The sequence below is a fragment of the Bradyrhizobium guangxiense genome (assembly GCF_004114915.1).
In the GTDB taxonomy this organism is placed as follows: domain Bacteria; phylum Pseudomonadota; class Alphaproteobacteria; order Rhizobiales; family Xanthobacteraceae; genus Bradyrhizobium; species Bradyrhizobium guangxiense.
On record NZ_CP022220.1, the window covers coordinates 584777 to 601595 of the forward strand.

The following is a 16819-nucleotide window of genomic DNA, read 5'->3' on the forward strand; positions in this document are numbered from 1 at the left end:
GCCACAGGACCGTTCTTCGCGAGGTTCTTTATCGGCATCATCCATGGTTTGGGCGCCGAGTTTGCGTTCATGGAGCCGTCGACAAGGCTTTGATGTTGTTTTTCGCTGCACCTTGGACGGATCGCAAGGAGATCGTTGGCTGGAAGTGCCAGCAGGGATGTTCGACCGGACGGCATGCCCTGACGCCGAGCTTTTGACAGCTCAACCGTTTGTCAGCATCGATGCGCTTGCGGCGCTTTCTGCGCTTCTCGATCTGGCGTTGAAGGATCGAACGCCATCAGCTGCCCTGCTTTCTGGCGCATCCAGAGGCTCTCACGGTCAGAATCGGGGAGCGACTCATGTCACGCCAGACGGCAATGCCAGGGAGCGGATACCGACACAATCAACAACCGCGGCCGCAGCAGATGGATCTGTTCGGGAGCGGCCTGTCGAGCGGCGCCACCGGTGCGCCCACATGGTCGGAGCTTCCGGCGGAAGCGCAGGCGGCCCTTACGAGTCTGATGACGCAGTTGATCCTCGACCATGCCGCGACGACAGCGACGCCGCGCGCGAAGGAGGTCGGTCATGATCTCTGACAAGGTCAGGCCTCATCATCTGGAGAAGGGGATACTTTACGTGCGTCAATCCTCAGCACATCAGGTGCTACACAATCGCGAGAGCGGCGCGTTGCAATACGCCATGCGGGACCGACTGACGGCACTCGGATGGTCAGAGGTTGAAGTGATCGATGATGATCTCGGTCGCTCAGCCGCCGGCGGCGTACAACGCGCCGGCTTCGAGCGGATGGTAGCGGAGGTTTGCCTCGGTAAAGTTGGTGCGGTTTGCGCCCGCGAAGTCTCGCGCTTCGCTCGCAACAGACGGGATTGGCAGCAACTCATCGAGATGTGCCGCGTGGTCGATACCGTTCTGATCGATCAGGAGACGATCTACGCGCCAAGGCACGGTAACGATCGCCTGTTGCTCGGGCTCAAGGGCAGCCTCAACGAGTACGAGCTGGATCTGTTGCGCCAGCGCTCGCTCTCGGCCCGCTACGAGAAGGCGCGCCGGGGCGAGTTGGTTGTGGCAGCGCCCGTCGGCTTCGTGAAGGCCGGCGACCGTTATGAGAAAGATCCGGATCGGCGTGTCCAGGAGCGATCAAGCTGGTGTTCGACAAGGTCGAGGAACTCGGCAGCGCGCGACCGTTCTGCTGGCTCCACGAGTACAATCTCGATCTGCCGGTGAAGCGGACCAACGGCGCAACGGCCTGGCGGCGACCGAGCTACTCCGCCATCCACCGGATCATTGAGAACCCGGTCTACGGCGGCGCCTATGCCTATGGTAAGACGGCTGTCGCGGCGGGATACAGCGCCGTGGGTGTGAGCGTGAAGATCCGCCGCAGGCGCGGAGCGAATGGCTGGCGCTGAAGCCCAACACCCACGACGGGTATGTGAGCTGGGAGAGGTTCGAGGCGATCCGCACCATGGTCAGCAGCAACGCTCCCACCGGTCGGCATCACGGCGCGCCCAAGCATGGTGACGCGCTGCTGGCCGGTCTGATCCGGTGCAAGCGCTGCGGTCGCAAGCTCACACTCCGGTACTCCGGCATGAACCACCATATCCCGCGCTATAGCTGTAGCCGCGCCTGGATGGACAATGGCGGCCCTCACTGCATCGGCTTCGGCGGACTGCCCGTCGATGATGCAATCGAGGAAGCACTGCTTGGCGTCATCGGTCCGGGCGCTATCGCCGCCGCAACCGCTGCCGCCAAGGAAGCCAGGGGAACGGCGCGATCAGGTGCGCGATGCTCTCAGTCGCGATCTCGAAGCGGCGCGCTATGCCGCCGACCAGGCTTTTCCGGCAATACGATGCCGCTGACCCCGCGAGCCGGCTGGTGGCGGGCGAGCTTGGAGCGCGCTGGAACAGGACGCTCGCTCACGCAGCGGAGGTCGAGGGCAAAATCGCCACGCATAATGCGGCGATGCCTGCCCCCATTGCTGATCCAGCCTCGCTCGGCGTTCTGGCCTCGAACCTCAGAACGGTCTGGGATGCGCCGACGACGGATGCTCGCCTCAAGAAGCGCATTGTGCGCACCCTCATCCATGAGGTCGTAGCCGATATCGATGATGCGGCCTCCGAGATCGTCCTCGTCGTCCACTGGGTTGGCGGCGTTCACAGCGAGATACGCCTGCCCAAGCGTGAGCAAGCGCGCTATGAGGCCACTCGGGCTCGTCGGCGATATGAGGCTGTCGATCCCGACAATCGCCTGGTCGCCGGCGAGCTGGAGCGACGTTGGAATGAACGTCTGCTGGCCGTCCGCGCGCTCGAGGAAGAGCGCGGTGCACTGTTGGCCAAGCCGGAGAGTCCTCTGAGCGAGGCGGATCGCGAGCGGCTGCTTGCGCTTGGCTCCGATTTGGAGCGGGCCTGGAACAGTCCTGGGGCGACGCCTGCCACGCGCAAGGGGATCATCCGAACCTTAATCCACGAAATCGTTGTATGCGTCGGCGATGCGGCAATTGAGCTTGTGATCCACTGGCAGGGCGGCGATCACACAGCGCTAGAGACCAGAAAGAACCGCACGGGCCAACACCGCTGGAGCACATCCGCAGATGTCATCGATCTCCTGCGTGTTCTGGCACGCCAGATGCCCGACGGCACGATCGCGGCGGTCCTCGACCGAGCGGCAAGTCGACGGGGCACGGTAACAGCTGGACCCGCGCCCGCGTTCGTCACTTGCGCAACCAGCAAGCTATCGCACCCTACCGGGAAGGCGAACGCATGGAGAGAGGAGAAATTACTCTGGATGAAGCCGCCGCTGCGTTGACGGTCAGCCCATCGACGGTTCGCCGTCTGATCGCGGAGCGAAGCTTGCCCGCGCACCAGCTGTGCAAGGGCGCACCCTGGGTGATCAAGGCGCCTGATCTGGAGCACCCCGAGGTCAGGAACGCCGCGCAGGCGCGGCGCTTCCGGCGCCCGTCGTCTGGCGATCTCCGCCAAAGAGAGCTTGAACTATAATGGCATAACGAGGTGGGCAGTATGAATCGGACTCGGGCGGCCCGAACAGGAGCAAATTGGCACCCTTACCCAACCAGCTGTCACCGGCGGCGAGCGCCATCACCTGCGCCTTGGAGATCATCGGCACGGCCTCGAAGTCGAAGCCGCCGAAGGTCTTCCCAGCAGACAGCCGCGCCTCGACGAGATGGCGCTCGGTGAGCCGGCGACCGCGTTCGGCGATCTCGTGCTCGGCAATGGTGGCGAGGAAGCGGGCCGCTGGCCAACCTTCCTTGTCGGACTGCTCGGCAAATTGCGCCCACAGCACCTTGATGGCCGGGAGGCGGAGCTCGTTGAGCAACAGATTGAGGCGCGCGGTATCAACGGTATTGGCTACGCTCATGCGGCACCTCCGATCTCGGCAGTACCGATGAGGCATTCGTAGGTGGCAAGGGGGTGCGAGCTGCACCACGACGTTCGGCAGGTGGGCGGGTCAGGAGCGAAGTGAGCGCGCAGCCGGTTAGGTTCAGGCAGTCGGCCGGCCTCGAGGTCGGCGGTGAGCTGATCGGCGAGTTCGGTCTCGCAGCCGCGTTCATGAGCGAGCGCGAGGAGATCGACCATGATCCGGCAGGCTTTTTTGTCCGGCAAGCGTTCGCGCAACCGATCGAAGGTCTTCCAATAGGCATCGCGCGGGAACAGCCGATCTCGGTAGACCAGATTGAGAAGCGCCATCGGCTTGCGCCGCAGGGAATGGATCACGTGCCGATAATCTCGAGACGATCATCGTAAAGGCGCACCCGCAGCCGGTGACCGATCAGGCGCGATGGCACCGTGTAGAACACCTTGCGCAGGGTGAAGCCGCCGGACGATGTCACGCGGACGATCACCTCTTCGTAGTCGGAGGTGCGCCGATCGGGCAGCTCCTGCAACACCACGCGCTCGCTATCGATCCGCTTGGCGTTGCGGGCATTGCGGCGGCTGACGATCTCGTCGATGAAGCCGCGATAGGTGGCAAGATCGTCGAAGTCGACAGTTCCGCGCAGCAGCAAGGCGTCCGCGATTGCTCGCTTGAGATGACCGTGGGCCCCTTCGATCGAATCATTCTCGTGAGCAACGCCTCGATTGTTGCGGGAATGCCCCATGCCGTAATGGGCACAAAGGGCCTCGTATCGCTGCGTCAGATCATCCCGAGCATGGCAATCGAGATTGCGGAATGCGGCCGACAGACTGTCGGTCCGATGCTCCCGCGGCGCCCCACCGAGCGACCAGAGGGCATTCTGCAGGCCTTCGGCCAAGGCAACGAAGCTCTCACCGCCAAGCACGACGTGGGCGTGCTCGAACCCGCAATAGGCCAAACGGACGTGATAGAGACGATGATCCAGCGGTGCGCCGATTTGTCGCCAGTGATGCGTCGCCTGGTGGGCGCTCGCTTCGCCGATCTCCGCCGCCTCGAAGAACGGATCCGCGAATTGACACAGGAGATCGAAGCGGTTGCCGATCGAGAGGACGTCACCCGCCGGCTGATGACAATTCCTGGTATCGGCGCATTGGGTGCGACCGCCGTACTTGCCGCGATCGGTGATGGGCTGCAGTTTCGCAAGGCCCGCGACCTTGCTGCCTGGCTGGGGTTAGTGCCCAGGCAATACTCGAGCGGCGGAAAACAGACGTTGCTTGGCGTCAGCAAACGCGGCAACCGTTATCTGAGAAAGCTTTTGGTGCAGGGCGCGCGATCCTGCTTCCGGCATTTGGACCGGACGCGCGATCGCCTAGGAAGCTGGCTCGACGGGCTCCAGGCTCGGATGCATCCGAACAAGGCCGTTGTCGCTCTAGCCGCCAAGATGGCCCGCATTGTGTGGGTGGTCTTGAACAAGCCCGGAGCACTCTACGAACGCAGAGATCCTGCCTTGCCTGACGCTTCTGGCTTCGATTGCAAGGCTCGGGAACAGTGATGACGAAACAGTGGATCAACATGCCGTAAGCCCTGTGCAAAAAAGCGGGCTTCCTGCCCGAACTATTTATTGGGAACGGCGTGCGCGGATCTCATCATGGCGTGGCTGCAACAGCAGTCCACTCGCGAGAGGCCGGATACATTTATGCAACTGGAAGCGCTGCATCGCGAATCCGTGCCAGATGGTCGGCTCGAGGACACGCCTGATCAATCAGACGCGGGCTTTCTGCCTCGAGTACGGTGTACCTTTGCGTCAGGGTGCCGGAATATTCAATCTCGAGTTGCCGCGCGTTTGAATGACGAAGGAAACGCGCTTGAAGATCCACTTGGTCCTCCTCCTTCACGGCAACGAAGCGCATTGTCGGTCGCGTAGCGGCCTCAGCGATCGCCTCGGCGTCGATGATATCGTTCTTGTTTGACTTCACGTAGGGCTTCACGAATTGCACGGGGATCAGGCGCACCTTGTGACCAAGTGCCTGTATCTTCCGGGCGAGCCACTGTGGACCGACGCAGGATTCCATGCCAACTATGCTTGGTTGTGCGCGCGCAAAGAACTGAAGAAGGGTGTCCCCTCGAAAGCGAAATTTCTGAACAGGTGTGCCGTCGCAGCTCAGGCCAACGACGTGGAATAGGTTCTTGCCAATGTCGATTCCATAGACAGCCGCGGGTCGCGGCAAATTGCGATCGGCCATGATACTCTCCTCTTTAGTCTGCCCTTCCTATGATGAGGGAGGAGGACGGGGCGGTCCATCCCATTAATGGTGACGCCCGCGGGCAAGCGGAAAGCTGTCGCGTATCTCATGGTTGCCCACGGGATGAGCGAACGGCGGGCGTGTAAAGCCATCGGCTGCTGCCGCATGACCATCAGATATCTGACAATCCGGGCGGACGATGCCGTCCTACGGCAGCGCATGCGGGCGATCGCCCACGAACGCCGTCGTTTTTGTTTGTCGGCGCCTGCACGTGCTGCTCAACCGGGAGGGCTACCTGGTCAAACCACAAGAAGCTGTTCCGGGGAAGAGAGGCTTGCGGTACGCCGCCGCGGCGGCCGCAAGCGGGCCGCCCTTGGGACCCGGGCGCCAATGACGGTGCCGATGGCCCGCAACGATCGCTGGTTGCTCGACTTCGTGTCGGATCAGCTGACCTGCGGCCGCCGCTTCAGCGTCCTCACCGTGGTCGATGACTGCACCCGCGAGTGCTTGGCGCTAGTCGCCGATACCTCGCTCTCCGGCATCCGCGTGGCGCGGGAACTGGACCGGCTGATGTTCGAGCGCGGCGAGCCCAGGATGGTGGTCAGCGACAACGGCACCGAGCTCACCAGCAACGCCATCCTGACATGGGCCGATCAAAGCCCCGTCGGTTGGCATTACATCGCGCCGGGCAAGCCCATGCAGAATGCGTTCATCGAGCGCTTCAATGGCCGGCTGCGGGACGAACTGCTCAACGAGACGCTGTTCACGTCACTGGCGCAGGCCCTCGTCGCGCTCGGATGCGGGCGGGCCCACTACAACGACGCACGACCACACTCTCAGCTCGGATGGAAAACGCCGTCCGAGTTCGCCGACACCTGCCATCCGCGACGGGATCTGGCGCTGTGCGTTATGCCGAAGGCTCTGCGCCAGCTCCCGTCGCTCCCCCAACTGGGCAAATCCAACGACCGGGGCGAACTCAGGGCTGGATAAAACTTGGGGCAAGGTCAGCACGTGCGGATGCAGGTCAATGTGTTGGGTGCCGAGCGTCGGCGGCGATGGAGTTACGACGAGAAGGTCCGTCTGTCGAGGAGACGTTTGCAGGCCGGCGAGACGGTCTGCGGCGTCGCGCGCCGGCATGGGGTGGCTCACGACTTCCAGCTCTTCGAACGTCAGCGCCAACTGCGCTTGCGGGTAAATCCGCGCACCGTCGTCGGTTTGCCACAGCCTCTTCCGCCGCCAGCTCGTCCCCGGTGGCGTCAGATCTGACGCTTTAGCTTGGCGATCTGCAACTTCTGCTGCGCAATCAGTGCCTCGCATAGCTTGCTGTTCCGGCAGGCGCGCCAAGCCGCCTGGGCGGTGATGCGGTGCCAGCTCTGGTTCCTGTCGAGATCACACGTGCACCGGCATCGATCAGCACGTCGCAACTGGCGTCTTCGCCTCCTAAGCAACGCGCAACGGCTGGAATCATCGAGATCGAGCTTAGCGGCGGCTGTCGTGTTCGCGTTGATCGCGACGAGCTGCAGCGGGGTTTTGAGCTTCTGCGACGACGATGATCCCGCTCCCGAGCGGCGTCAGGGTATGGATCGCGACTGGCCACACCGACATGCGTCGGGCCATGCAAAGTTTGGCGCTTGCGGTTCAGGAAAGCTTGGAGCGCGATCCCCATGCCGGCGATCTCTATATCTTATGGGGCCGCCGCGGCCTTCTGGTCAAGATTCTCTCGCATGACGGCTTGGGCATGTCGCTCTATGCCAAGCGCCTGGATCACGGCAGGTTCATCTGGCCGTCGACGTCGGTCGGCGCGGTGTCGATCTCGGCAGCGCAAATGGCTTACATGCTCGAGGGCATCGACTGGTGGACTCCCCAACTGAGCTGGCGGCCGCAGAGCGGGGGCTAATCCAGGAAAATCCTCATATTGCCGACATTTGGGAGTCCCAATGCATTCAATCTGTGATTCACTGCGTCGCATGAATGCGGATCGCGACGCCGCTCCGGATGACGTTGCCGCCCTGAAGGCGGCGCCGGCAGCCGAGCGCGCTAAGGGTACGGAGATCGCCGCCGAGCTCGCGGTCGCCCGTGCGAAAGCGTCGGAAGACGCGCCGAGTGGCCAGACCTTCCCGGAGCACCTGAACTCAGGACTGGATAACACTTGGGGGCGAGGTCACGATAAATGTCAGTGGCTAGTTTGATGATGTTGTCGCAGCCGCTACCGCCGGGAATGTCCGAAGTTTTGTGTAAGCGATTTCTGTGAAGGTGGGTTTTGCGTTTGAGACATTGAAAGCTGGCATCGACGGCATGGCCGATAATTCTGCTTGGCCGGACCGAGCGGTCAAGCCCCGAAGCCGCGCAGCGGCGCGCCGCAGGCGCGGGGCTTGACGGCGAAGGTTCGGTCCAAACGATCATGGTCGGCGCCGTGATGTCGGTTGTGATCATCAGCGCGCTGTTCCGGGAAACCGCGCGCCGAAGTGGATGGCGAACTGCCCCATCGCGGCAGTCCATTCAACCGGTCGCCGCCAATAAACGCCAGCGTTCCTGAGGGCGAGATACAACAGCTTGAGCGCCGCCTCGTCGGTCGGGAAGCTGCCGCGGGTCTTGATGATCTTGCGCAGCGAACGATGTAGCGCCTCGACCCCGTTTGTCGTGTAGATCATCTTTCGGATGCCAGGCGCGAAGGCGAAGAACGGCACTACGTGCTCCCACGCTTTGCGCCAGATCTGGCCAATGGCGGGATAGCGCTTGCCCCATTCGGCCTCGAACTCGGCAAGCCTCAGCGCCGCCGCGTCGGCACTCTCAGCCCGATAGATCGCCTTTCGAGGGCAGGATCGCCTTGCGGTCCTTCCAGGAGACGAAGGCAAGGCTGTTACGGATCAGGTGCACGATGCAGGTCTGCACCAGCGTCTGCGGGTAGACCGATGTGATCGCCTCGGGAAACCCCTTCAGCTCGTCGACGACGGCAATCAGGATATCGTTGACGCCGCGCGCCTTGAGTTCGTTGACGACCCGCAGCCAGAATTTGGCGCCCTCGGTCTGCTCGATCCAGAGCCCGAGCGTCCTTCTCGCCATCGGCATTGTAGGCGAGCGCAACGTAGACCGCCTTGTTCTTGACCAGCCCTTCGTCGCGTATCTTGACCCGCAGCGCGTCAAAAAAGACGATTGGGTACACGGCGTCGAGCGGCCGGCTCTGGCATTCCCGGACCTCATCGAGGACGGCGTCGGCCACCCGGCTAATGAGATCGGGCGAGACCTCGGCGCCTTAGAGCTCGGCCAGGTGGCCCTGGATCTCCCGCACCGTCATGCCGCGGGCATAGAGGCTCAGGATCTTGTCGTCGAAACCATCGAACCGGGTCTGCCCCTTGGCGGTCAACTGCGGCTCGAAGCTGCCGGCCCGATCGCGAGGCACGGTAATCTCGATCTCGCCATCCTCCGTCAGGATCGTCTTCGAGCTTGTCCCGTTGCGGCTGTTGCCTGAGCCCCGGCCGGCAGGATCACCCTTCTCGTAGCCCAAATGCTCGGTCAGCTCGGCTCCAAGTGCGCGCTCGATCAAGGCCTTCTTGAGCTGCTTGAACAGCCCATTCTCGCCGGTCAGGTTTTCGGGCTTGCTGTAGTTCGCAAGAAGCTGGTCCAGCAGTTCAGGGGTAATCGTCGTATCGGTGGTCATGTGAGTCTCCAATTAAGGTAAACTCACAGAAACCTCCTTACACATCGTTCCGGACACCCTCCTACCGCCCCGCTCGCAGAGGAGGTCCGTAACGCACAGAGCCGTGGCACGAGCCACTATCGGTCGCAGCTATTTTATCAGACAAGACTCTGCATAAGAGTCGTTGAGGTCCGCGATCGCCTTGCGGATGGCCCCGTTGAGTTCGTCAAGCGAGAAGAAGCGCCGGTTCCGCAGCCGCGCCAGCACAAACCGCTGGACGATCTGCACCGCCACTTCCACCTTCGCCTTGTCGCGTGGTTTGCGCGGACGCGTGGGCAGGATCGCGGTGCCGTAGTGCTCGGCCAGCTCCTGGTAGGTGCGGTTGATGCCCGGCTCATAGCGACAGGTGGCGGTGACGCCGGCCTTCAGATTGTCGCAGACGATCGCCTTCGGCACGCCGCCGATCGCGCGCAACGTATTGGCGTGCAGCCCGATCCAGTCGGCCAGCCCTTCCGACCAACGCGCCTCGGCAAAGGTGTAGTTGGATGCTCCTAGCACCGCGACGAAGACATGGGCCAGCCGCTGCGCGCCGGTCGCGGCGTCGAACACCGGCACCGTGTCGCCCGCGAAGTCGACGAACAGCTTCTCTCCAGGCCCATGCGTCTGCCGCATGGTCGGCGAGATCGCCTCGCTCCATTCCCGGTAGAGATCGCAAAACCGGCTGTAGCCATAGCCGTCGGCGTGCTCCGCGCGATATTCCTCCCACAACAGGAGCAACGTCACGCTGCGCCGCTTCAGCTCCCGGTGCACCGCCTTCCAGTCGGGCAACGGCCGCGCCGGCTTCTCCTCGAATGTCGGCGGCGTGAACAGCCGGCGCTCGAGTTCGCCGTCGTCCATCCCTTCCGGCACCGGCCAGGTGATGCCGATCACGGCAGCCCGCCGCAGATACTCGCCAACCGTCGATCGGCTGATGCCGACCGTGACGGCGATCTGCCGCTCGCTCACGCCAAGGGCGTGCCGCAGTCTCAAAACTTCTCGAACCTTCCGCATCGGCGCTCTCTCGGGGGGCATCAGACCTTCCCTTGCTTGGTCGCAAAGGTGGGCTGGTCCGCGATTCGATCGCCGTCTTCGAGAGCGTCAGGCGGTCTCAACAGGGTGGCCGGCTTCGATCGGAATGGGTGGCCGACTTCCGTCGGAATCGGTGGCCGGATTGCGTCGGAATACTGGAGGGTTCAAATAGGTCCCGCGTCGCAGATCTCGCCGCAAGTCCAGCGCGGGACCTATTTGAAGCTGGATTGAACGAAGCCGCGTCTTGTGAGCGAGGACCTATGGGGGCTCGATCTAGGCGCCGGTAGGCGCGATTGACCCGATGTCGGGCCCGCGAGCGAGTGTGGCCGCAGATTGCCGTTGATATTGGCAGCAGAGGATGCCGGCGTCGATAGCGTCGAACGGCGCGTCAAGCCCAAGCGGCTGACTATCGCCCGTTCGCCGCGCGTTGTGAGCGTGCTTGATCGTTCCGACGGAGAACGTCGGCATGGCGATGCCTGCAGTGGGAGCGAACAAGTCGAGGTAGTCGGTCATGATGTATCGCAGCGAGGTGCTGCGCGTCGCGGCGTTTGCGCACGCGGCACAGGCCCAATCTCGACCATGCGGCCTCCGCAGATGGGGCACAAGTCGAGGCGGTGACCAATGAGGATGGCGCAGCGCTCACGATAGTCGACAGCTTCGGCAGGCGGAGGCGGCTCTGGCGCCTTTAGCGCCGCTCGGATGCGCGCGAGTTTGGCGACGCGGCAGGCGTTCGCCAGGAAGCCAAAATGACGGATGCGGCGAAACCCCTTCGGCAATACGTGGAGCAGAAAGCGACGAAGGAACTCCTCAGTGTCGAGCGTCATCACTTTGGATCTGTTGCCAGCGCGATAATCCTTCCACCGGAAGCGGACGTGGCCCTGGTCACAGGTAAGGAGCCGGCCGTTGGCGATTGCAACGCGATGGGTGTAGCGCCCGAGATAGGCCAGAACCTGTTCTGGTCCGCCGAAGGGACGCTTGGCGTAGACGACCCACTCGACCTTGCGGAGGGCGGTTAGATGGCGGGCGAATGCCGCTGGCTCGACGAGGTGCGCGAGATGGCCGAAGAACTGGAGCTTGGTGCCATTGAACGCCGCCTGCAGGCGCTCCAGGAACAGCCGACGATACAATCGTGACAGGACGCGAACGGGAAGGAAGAAGCCGGGGCGACAATGAACCCAGCTTCCATCAGGGGCGATCCCGCCGCCTGGCACGAGGCAATGGGCATGCGGATGATGCGTCAGGGTCTGGCCCCAGGTATGGAGAATGGCGATCATCCCGGTCTCGGCACCGAGATGCTTCGGGTCGGCGCTGATGAGACGGATCGTCTCGGCTGCTGCCTTGAGCAGGATGTCGTAGACCGCCGTCTTGTTCTGCAGCGCGATGGCGGCCACCGGCGCCGGCACGGTGAAGACGACATGGAAATAGGGGACCGGCAGCAGGTCGGCCTGGCGCTCGGCGAGCCATTGGGCGCGCGCGAGCGCTTGGCACTTTGGACAGTGCCGATCGCGACAGCTGTTATAGGCGACGCGGACCAGGCCGCAGTCGTCGCACCGCTCGACGTGGCCGCCGAGCGTCGCTGTGCGACACGCCTCGATGGCCGCCATCACACGGCGCTGATCGGAGGACAGCCGAGGACCCTGCGCGGCACGGAAGGCGCCGCCGTGGCGGCGGAGGATGTCCGCCACCTCGAGCACGGGGCGCATATGCGCAGCTCAGTCGGGTGGGATCACCCTGACGGAGAGTCCATCGAATGGGCTGGTCGTGCGGGCGAGCAGGTTGGTCGCAACCTGAGCGTAGCGCGCGGTCGATCCCAGGTCGGCATGTCCGAGCAGAACTTGAATGATGCGAATGTCGATCCCGCTTTCCAGGAGATGGGTCGCAAACGAGTGCCGGAGCGTATGGACAGTAATCGGCTTGGCAAGCCGAGCGCGGCGGCGGGCGGCGCGGCAGGCCGCCTGGACGCAGCGGACGCTGACATGTTCACTTGGGTCTTGGCCTGGAAATAGCCACAGCCCCGGTCGGGCTCGCATCCAGTACGTACGCAGAATCTCCAGCAGTCGCGGAGAAAGCATCGCGTAACGATCCCTGCCGCCCTTACCGTTCTCGATGTGGATCAACATTCGCTTGCTGTCGATCGAGCTCACCTTCAGGCGGACGACTTCACTAACCCGTAAGCCAGCCGCATAAGCCGTCGCCAGCACGACGCGATTGCGCACCCCTGTAACCGCGTCCAGGAAGCGCTCGATCTCTTCGGCACTAAGCACGAGCGGGAGCTTGTCGGGCTTCTGGCCACCAATGATCCGCTCGAATGCCTCCGTCTGCCCGAGTGTGACGCCGTAGAAGAACCGCAGCGCGCAGGCCACCTGATTGATGTGGGACCACGAGCGCTTTTGGCCGATGAGATGTAGTTGGTAGGCGCGGACCTGCTCGAAACTCAACCGGTCCGGGGCATAGCCGAAATGGCGGCTAAACTTTGCGATCGCATAGATATAGGATTGTTGAGTCGACGGCGACAGATTGCGGACCGTCATGTCCTCGATCATGCGCTGCCGAAGAGGGCTCATCGTAGCCATCTGGGTCTCCTGTCTTGAGAGGGGTGGTGCGAAGACCAACATCCTCTCAGACAGGACACCTCAGTTCAGCAGGTTTGCCCCCTACTGCCGCGTAGCGGGTTCGTTCAATCAGTGGCCGGCTTGCATCGGATTACGCATGCTGGGGCCGGCAGCCATGGCGACGGGCGACGTCTGTGACAACCGCCCCCAGCTCGAGGCTTTCCGCGGCAATCTGTGCCTTCAATTCATCCGGCCACCGCTTGCGACCTGCGCCAGCGAACACTTCAATACGCGGTGACAACGGTCGTCTTATGGTAAGCGCGAATTTCTCCGCACCTTTTGCTTTTGAGTGCCGTGATGCATGAGGTGTCCACCAAAATAGGTGGACACTGAACCTCCTCCGAATGAGTGGACACCTGTAGTAGGCTCGTTGAGCCCGGAGGTGTCGAATGGAACGTCAACGTCGGTCGTTTACCGAGGATTACAAGCGTCGGGCCGCCGAACTGGTCGCGTCGAGCGGTCGCTCGATCGGGTCGGTTGCTAAGGAGCTCGGTCTGCGGGATTCGGTGCTGCGACGGTGGGTAGATAAGCTCCGGCAGGAGCCGGGATCGGCGGCGTGGCGACCCACCACGCAGGCGACGCCGATGCCGGCGGACCAGGCTTCGGAGATCGCCCGCCTACGTCAGGAGAACGAACGGCTGCGCATGGAGCGCGACATTTTAAAAAACTGTCCAGCGTCGTGGCGCGCCTGCGCGGAATAGAAACAGCCTTGTGCTATCCTTTAGCTCGGAGGGTAGCGGCCGTCAGCTTATTGGAGGCGCTGTCCCCGTTAAAAAACGTGGTCCATGGGCGCATGCGGACTTGAGAGTGGTGACGCCGTTTCGACGGCGATCCCGATTAGGAAGATGACAAATTGGCATAGCCCTGACCCTCCAGCCCATCATCGGACGGAGGAGTTGCGATGCCTAACAGGACAACCGACCGCGGCCCGGACCTAAAGCTGGTCAACCTCGGCGCGGCCCTATCGATATCGGATCAAAGATGCACATGGCCGCGGTAAACCCGGCCTGCACCGACAAGCCAGTGCGTGCATTCGGCACATTCACGCAAGACCTGCATGAACTGGCGGACTGGTTCAAGATGTGCGGCGTGACCAGTGTCGCGATGGAATCCACTGGGGTCTATTGGATCCCAGTCTACGAGATCTTAGAACAGCGCGGGTTTGAGGTCATTCTGGTCAACGCGCGGTACGCCAAGAATGTACCTGGCCGTAAAACCGATCTCAGCGATGCCGCTTGGTTACGCCAGCTCCACTCCTATGGCCTGTTACGGGGCAGCTTCCGACCCGATGCCGAGATCGCAACGTTGCGAGCCTATCTACGCCAGCGCGAGCGGCTCGTGGAATATGCTGCCGCCCATATCCAACATATGCAAAAGGCTCTGATGGAGATGAACCTGCAGCTCCATCATGTTGTGTCGGATATCACCGGCGCGACCGGCATGCGGATTATCCGAGCCATTGTTGCAGGCGAACGCAATCCCGACGTCCCGGCAACCTATCGGGACGTGCGCTGCCACTCATCGATCGAGACGATCCGCGCAGCGCTCGTAGGCAATGACCGCCACGAACATGTTTTCGCGTTAGCTCAATCACTGGAGCTCTACGACGTTTATCAGGCAAAGATGCTCGACTGTGATCGCAAGCTCGAAGTCCTGATCAGTGCATTGAACACCAAAGGAGCAAGACCGGTCGGAAACCTAGCCAAGCCGCGCGTAAAGACCAAGCAGGTCAACACCCCCACCTTCGATGTCAGGACCGCACTGTACAGAGTGCGGGGCGTCGATTTGACTGAGATCCACGGGTTGGGTCCGTCGCTCGCATTGAAGCTCATTGGCGAGTGCGGTATCGATCTAACGGCATGGCCGAGCGCCAAACACTTCACTTCCTGGCTCTGCCTCGCACCCGGCAACAAGATCTCCGGCGGCAAGGTGCTGTCTTCGCGCACACGGAGATCTTCAAGTCGCGCAGCTGCGTTGTTGCGTTTGGCAGCCACAACCGTGGGGCGGAGCGAGACAGCGCTGGGAGCATTCTATCGCCGGTTGTCAGCACGTGCGGGTAAATCGAAGGCGGTGACGGCGACGGCTCGCAAGATTGCGGTTTTATTCTACAACACACTCCGGCACGGCATGAGCTACAAGGATCCTGGCGCCGACCAATATGAGCAGCAATATCGTAGCCGCGTCCTCGCCAACCTACAGCGCCGGGCGAAATCGCTAGGCTTCGTGTTGCAGGCCATCCCGGGCGACGCCAATCCGGCTGTTTCTTAGGAAGTCGATCGCGATCTTCGTCGGAACCCGGACATGAGCTTCCGCTTCATCGAAGACCATCGCGAGACCTATCCGGTCCGCCTGATGTGCGCCGTGCTCGAGGTCTCGCCGGCCGGCTATTACGCCCGGCGCGAGCGCCCGGTGAGCGAGCGGGCAAAATCAAATGCCACGCTCCGGGCAGCGATCCGGCTGGTCCATCAAGACAGCAGCGGACGCTACGGCAGCCCCCGCGTCCATGCCGCCCTGCGGGCGCAGGGCCGTGGTCCCAGTCGCGGTCGAATTGAACGGATGATGCGTCGGTACGGTATTCGCGCCATCATGGCACCGCCGCGCCGTGTGCGCACCACCGACAGCCGCCACGGTCTGCCGATCGCACCGAACCTGATCGCGCGGGACTTCACCGCGGAAGACCCGAACCGGGTCTGGCTCGCCGATATCACCTATATTCCGACCGCTGAAGGTTGGCTGTATCTGGCGGCCGTCATGGACCTGTTCAGCCGAAAGATCGTCGGCTGGGCCATGCGGGATCATATGCAGGTCGAACTTGCATCTGCCGCCCTGACGATGGCGATCCAGCAGCAACTCGCGCTCAAGTCCAGAGCGATATCTTCGCCTTCATCGAGGGCTTCTACAACCGAACCAGGCTCCATTCCGCCATCGGATATATCCCCCCGATCGAAATGGAGCTAAAAGCCGCTTAACCCGTCCACTTTTTCGAGGGAAGATCAGGATCGCTTATTATGGGCAATACACCCGCTCAGCGCTTTATCCGTTGGCGCGCTACATCAACCAGACGTTAGGTATTTGGTTGAAGCGAAAGTACAAGCGCTTCCATCACCGTTTAGGACGCGCGCGTCTCTTCCTGGAGAAGATCGCGCGTGAGAACCGCAGGCTCTTTGTGCATTGGCAACTCGGCGATGGCGGCAAGATTGCCTGATGGGAGCCGGGTGAGGCGAGAGTCTCACGCCCGGTTCTGCGAGAGGCTGGAGGTGAAATCCCTCCGGCCTACTCACCCCACCATCCGGATCCTGGCGAAGGGCAAATGCACGACCGGCCGGATCTGGACGTATGTGCGGGATGACCGGCCGTTCGCCGGGCCTGCGCCGCCGGCGGCGGTCTATTATGCCTCGGGCAACCGACGGGGCGAACATCCTCAGAGGCATCTGGCCGCCTTCGCCGGCATTCTGCAGGCGGATTGCTATGGCGGCTTCGAGCCGTTGTTCGATCCAAAAAGGAAAGCAATGCCGATCACTCCGGCATTTTGCCTGGCCCATGCGCGGCGGGGATTCTTCGAGCTGGCTGACATCGAGAAAGCCGCCCGGGAAGGCAAGGGCAAACCGGTCTCCCCGATCGCGCTGGAGGCGGTCAGGCGTCTTGACGCCCTGTTCGAGATCGAGCGCGCCATCAACGGCCGTGGTGCCGACGAGCGGCGTGCTGTGCGCCAGGAGCGGAGCAAGCCGCTGCTCGACGACATGCACGCCTGGCTGCTCCGCGAGCGAGAAAGCCTCTCCCGCTCCGCCGAGGTCCTGAAGCCCATGAACTACATGCTCAAGCGCTGGGACGCTTCGTCCGCTTCCTCGACGATGGCAGGATCTGCTTGATCAACAATTGCGCTGAGCGTGCATTGA

General features: G+C 62.5%; 12 protein-coding genes and 9 pseudogenes. 12 read left to right on the plus strand and 9 right to left on the minus strand.

The annotated features are described in order from the left end of the window. Nucleotides 1-404 precede the first annotated feature (404 nt). The 3 genes and pseudogenes from X268_RS37290 (at nt 405) to X268_RS40395 (ending at nt 2990) form a co-directional block, all read left to right on the plus strand. Nucleotides 405-575 (plus strand): hypothetical protein, encoded by a 171-nt coding sequence (locus tag X268_RS37290; RefSeq protein ID WP_206733234.1) that lies wholly within the window; start codon nt 405-407, stop codon nt 573-575. Then, nucleotides 565-2799, plus strand: a pseudogene (locus X268_RS41000) (recombinase family protein). Before X268_RS37290 ends, X268_RS41000 begins: the two are co-directional and overlap by 11 nt. Next, entirely contained in the window at nt 2754-2990 is a 237-nt protein-coding gene (locus tag X268_RS40395; RefSeq protein WP_232995628.1) for a helix-turn-helix domain-containing protein, read from the plus strand. The pseudogene X268_RS41000 and the gene X268_RS40395 overlap by 46 nt, the downstream one beginning before the upstream one ends. A gap of 34 nt (nt 2991-3024) precedes the next feature. Here X268_RS40395 and X268_RS37300 read toward each other — a convergent pair. Both X268_RS37300 and X268_RS37305 read right to left on the minus strand, forming a co-directional pair. Beyond that, nucleotides 3025-3369: pseudogene (locus X268_RS37300) on the minus strand (ATP-binding protein); the annotation flags it as partial. Then, nucleotides 3366-4357 (minus strand): annotated as a pseudogene (locus X268_RS37305) (IS21 family transposase); the annotation flags it as partial. The pseudogenes X268_RS37305 and X268_RS37300, both read right to left, overlap by 4 nt. On the opposite strand from X268_RS37305, the pseudogene X268_RS40400 reads away from it, so the two are divergent. Next, nucleotides 4358-4915, plus strand: a pseudogene (locus X268_RS40400) (IS110 family RNA-guided transposase); the annotation flags it as partial. A gap of 331 nt (nt 4916-5246) precedes the next feature. Here X268_RS40400 and X268_RS37320 read toward each other — a convergent pair. Then, nucleotides 5247-5606, minus strand: a pseudogene (locus X268_RS37320) (IS110 family transposase); the annotation flags it as partial. Nucleotides 5607-5672: 66 nt separating this feature from the next. Between X268_RS37320 and X268_RS37325 the strand changes: the two are divergent. The 3 genes and pseudogenes from X268_RS37325 to tnpB all read left to right on the plus strand — a co-directional run. Next, a pseudogene (locus X268_RS37325) lies at nt 5673-6596 on the plus strand (IS3 family transposase); the annotation flags it as partial. A 27-nt stretch (nt 6597-6623) separates the two neighbouring features. After that, nucleotides 6624-6725, plus strand: a pseudogene (locus X268_RS41005) (hypothetical protein); the annotation flags it as partial. 496 nt (nt 6726-7221) lie between these two features. Next, entirely contained in the window at nt 7222-7503 is a 282-nt protein-coding gene (gene tnpB / locus X268_RS37335) for an IS66 family insertion sequence element accessory protein TnpB (RefSeq protein ID WP_245470929.1), read from the plus strand. 535 nt (nt 7504-8038) lie between these two features. Here the strand turns inward: tnpB and X268_RS37345 are convergent. The 6 genes and pseudogenes from X268_RS37345 to X268_RS37370 all read right to left on the minus strand — a co-directional run bounded on the left by X268_RS37345 (nt 8039) and on the right by X268_RS37370 (nt 13146). Further along, nucleotides 8039-9264: pseudogene (locus tag X268_RS37345) on the minus strand (IS256 family transposase). A 129-nt stretch (nt 9265-9393) separates the two neighbouring features. Further along, nucleotides 9394-10314 carry an IS21 family transposase gene (gene istA / locus X268_RS37350; protein WP_128929861.1) on the minus strand — a complete coding sequence of 307 codons (921 nt, stop codon included), beginning with the start codon at nt 10312-10314 and terminating at the stop codon, nt 9394-9396. A gap of 270 nt (nt 10315-10584) precedes the next feature. Next, on the minus strand, nt 10585-10824 hold the full coding sequence (locus tag X268_RS37355) for a hypothetical protein (protein WP_128929832.1): 240 nt from the start codon (nt 10822-10824) through the stop codon (nt 10585-10587). Then, nucleotides 10821-12014 carry an IS91 family transposase gene (locus X268_RS37360; protein WP_128929833.1) on the minus strand — a complete coding sequence of 398 codons (1194 nt, stop codon included), beginning with the start codon at nt 12012-12014 and terminating at the stop codon, nt 10821-10823. Before X268_RS37360 ends, X268_RS37355 begins: the two co-directional genes overlap by 4 nt. Nucleotides 12015-12023: 9 nt before the next feature. Continuing rightward, a complete protein-coding gene (locus tag X268_RS37365; RefSeq protein WP_164935788.1) occupies nt 12024-12884 on the minus strand; it encodes a tyrosine-type recombinase/integrase in 861 nt (286 codons plus the stop codon). A gap of 130 nt (nt 12885-13014) precedes the next feature. After that, on the minus strand, nt 13015-13146 hold the full coding sequence (locus X268_RS37370) for a transposase (RefSeq protein WP_371746382.1): 132 nt from the start codon (nt 13144-13146) through the stop codon (nt 13015-13017). Nucleotides 13147-13312: 166 nt separating this feature from the next. On the opposite strand from X268_RS37370, the gene X268_RS37375 reads away from it, so the two are divergent. The 5 genes and pseudogenes from X268_RS37375 to X268_RS37390 form a co-directional block, all read left to right on the plus strand. After that, nucleotides 13313-13624 (plus strand): transposase, encoded by a 312-nt coding sequence (locus X268_RS37375; RefSeq protein WP_128929863.1) that lies wholly within the window; start codon nt 13313-13315, stop codon nt 13622-13624. Between the two features lie 262 nt (nt 13625-13886). Next, nucleotides 13887-15191 carry an IS110 family RNA-guided transposase gene (locus X268_RS37380; RefSeq protein WP_128929864.1) on the plus strand — a complete coding sequence of 435 codons (1305 nt, stop codon included), beginning with the start codon at nt 13887-13889 and terminating at the stop codon, nt 15189-15191. A 33-nt stretch (nt 15192-15224) separates the two neighbouring features. Continuing rightward, entirely contained in the window at nt 15225-15881 is a 657-nt protein-coding gene (locus X268_RS37385) for an IS3 family transposase (protein WP_128929865.1), read from the plus strand. Nucleotides 15882-15963: 82 nt separating this feature from the next. Next, on the plus strand, nt 15964-16128 hold the full coding sequence (locus X268_RS39785) for a hypothetical protein (protein ID WP_164938225.1): 165 nt from the start codon (nt 15964-15966) through the stop codon (nt 16126-16128). Then, nucleotides 16109-16818 (plus strand): annotated as a pseudogene (locus X268_RS37390) (IS66 family transposase); the annotation flags it as partial. The gene X268_RS39785 and the pseudogene X268_RS37390, both read left to right, overlap by 20 nt. Nucleotide 16819 lies beyond the last annotated feature (1 nt).

Bases quoted from the DNA above. Each gene is read 5' to 3' on its own strand.
- X268_RS37290 (WP_206733234.1), top strand. From the start codon at position 405: ATGGATCTGTTCGGGAGCGGCCTGTCGAGCGGCGCCACCGGTGCGCCC.
- X268_RS37360 (WP_128929833.1), bottom strand. From the start codon at position 12,014: ATGCGCCCCGTGCTCGAGGTGGCGGACATCCTCCGCCGCCACGGCGGC.
- X268_RS37365 (WP_164935788.1), bottom strand. From the start codon at position 12,884: ATGGCTACGATGAGCCCTCTTCGGCAGCGCATGATCGAGGACATGACG.
- X268_RS37375 (WP_128929863.1), top strand. From the start codon at position 13,313: ATGGAACGTCAACGTCGGTCGTTTACCGAGGATTACAAGCGTCGGGCC.
- tnpB (WP_245470929.1), top strand. From the start codon at position 7,222: ATGCAAAGTTTGGCGCTTGCGGTTCAGGAAAGCTTGGAGCGCGATCCC.
- istA (WP_128929861.1), bottom strand. From the start codon at position 10,314: ATGCCCCCCGAGAGAGCGCCGATGCGGAAGGTTCGAGAAGTTTTGAGA.
- X268_RS37355 (WP_128929832.1), bottom strand. From the start codon at position 10,824: ATGACCGACTACCTCGACTTGTTCGCTCCCACTGCAGGCATCGCCATG.
- X268_RS40395 (WP_232995628.1), top strand. From the start codon at position 2,754: ATGGAGAGAGGAGAAATTACTCTGGATGAAGCCGCCGCTGCGTTGACG.
- X268_RS37385 (WP_128929865.1), top strand. From the start codon at position 15,225: ATGAGCTTCCGCTTCATCGAAGACCATCGCGAGACCTATCCGGTCCGC.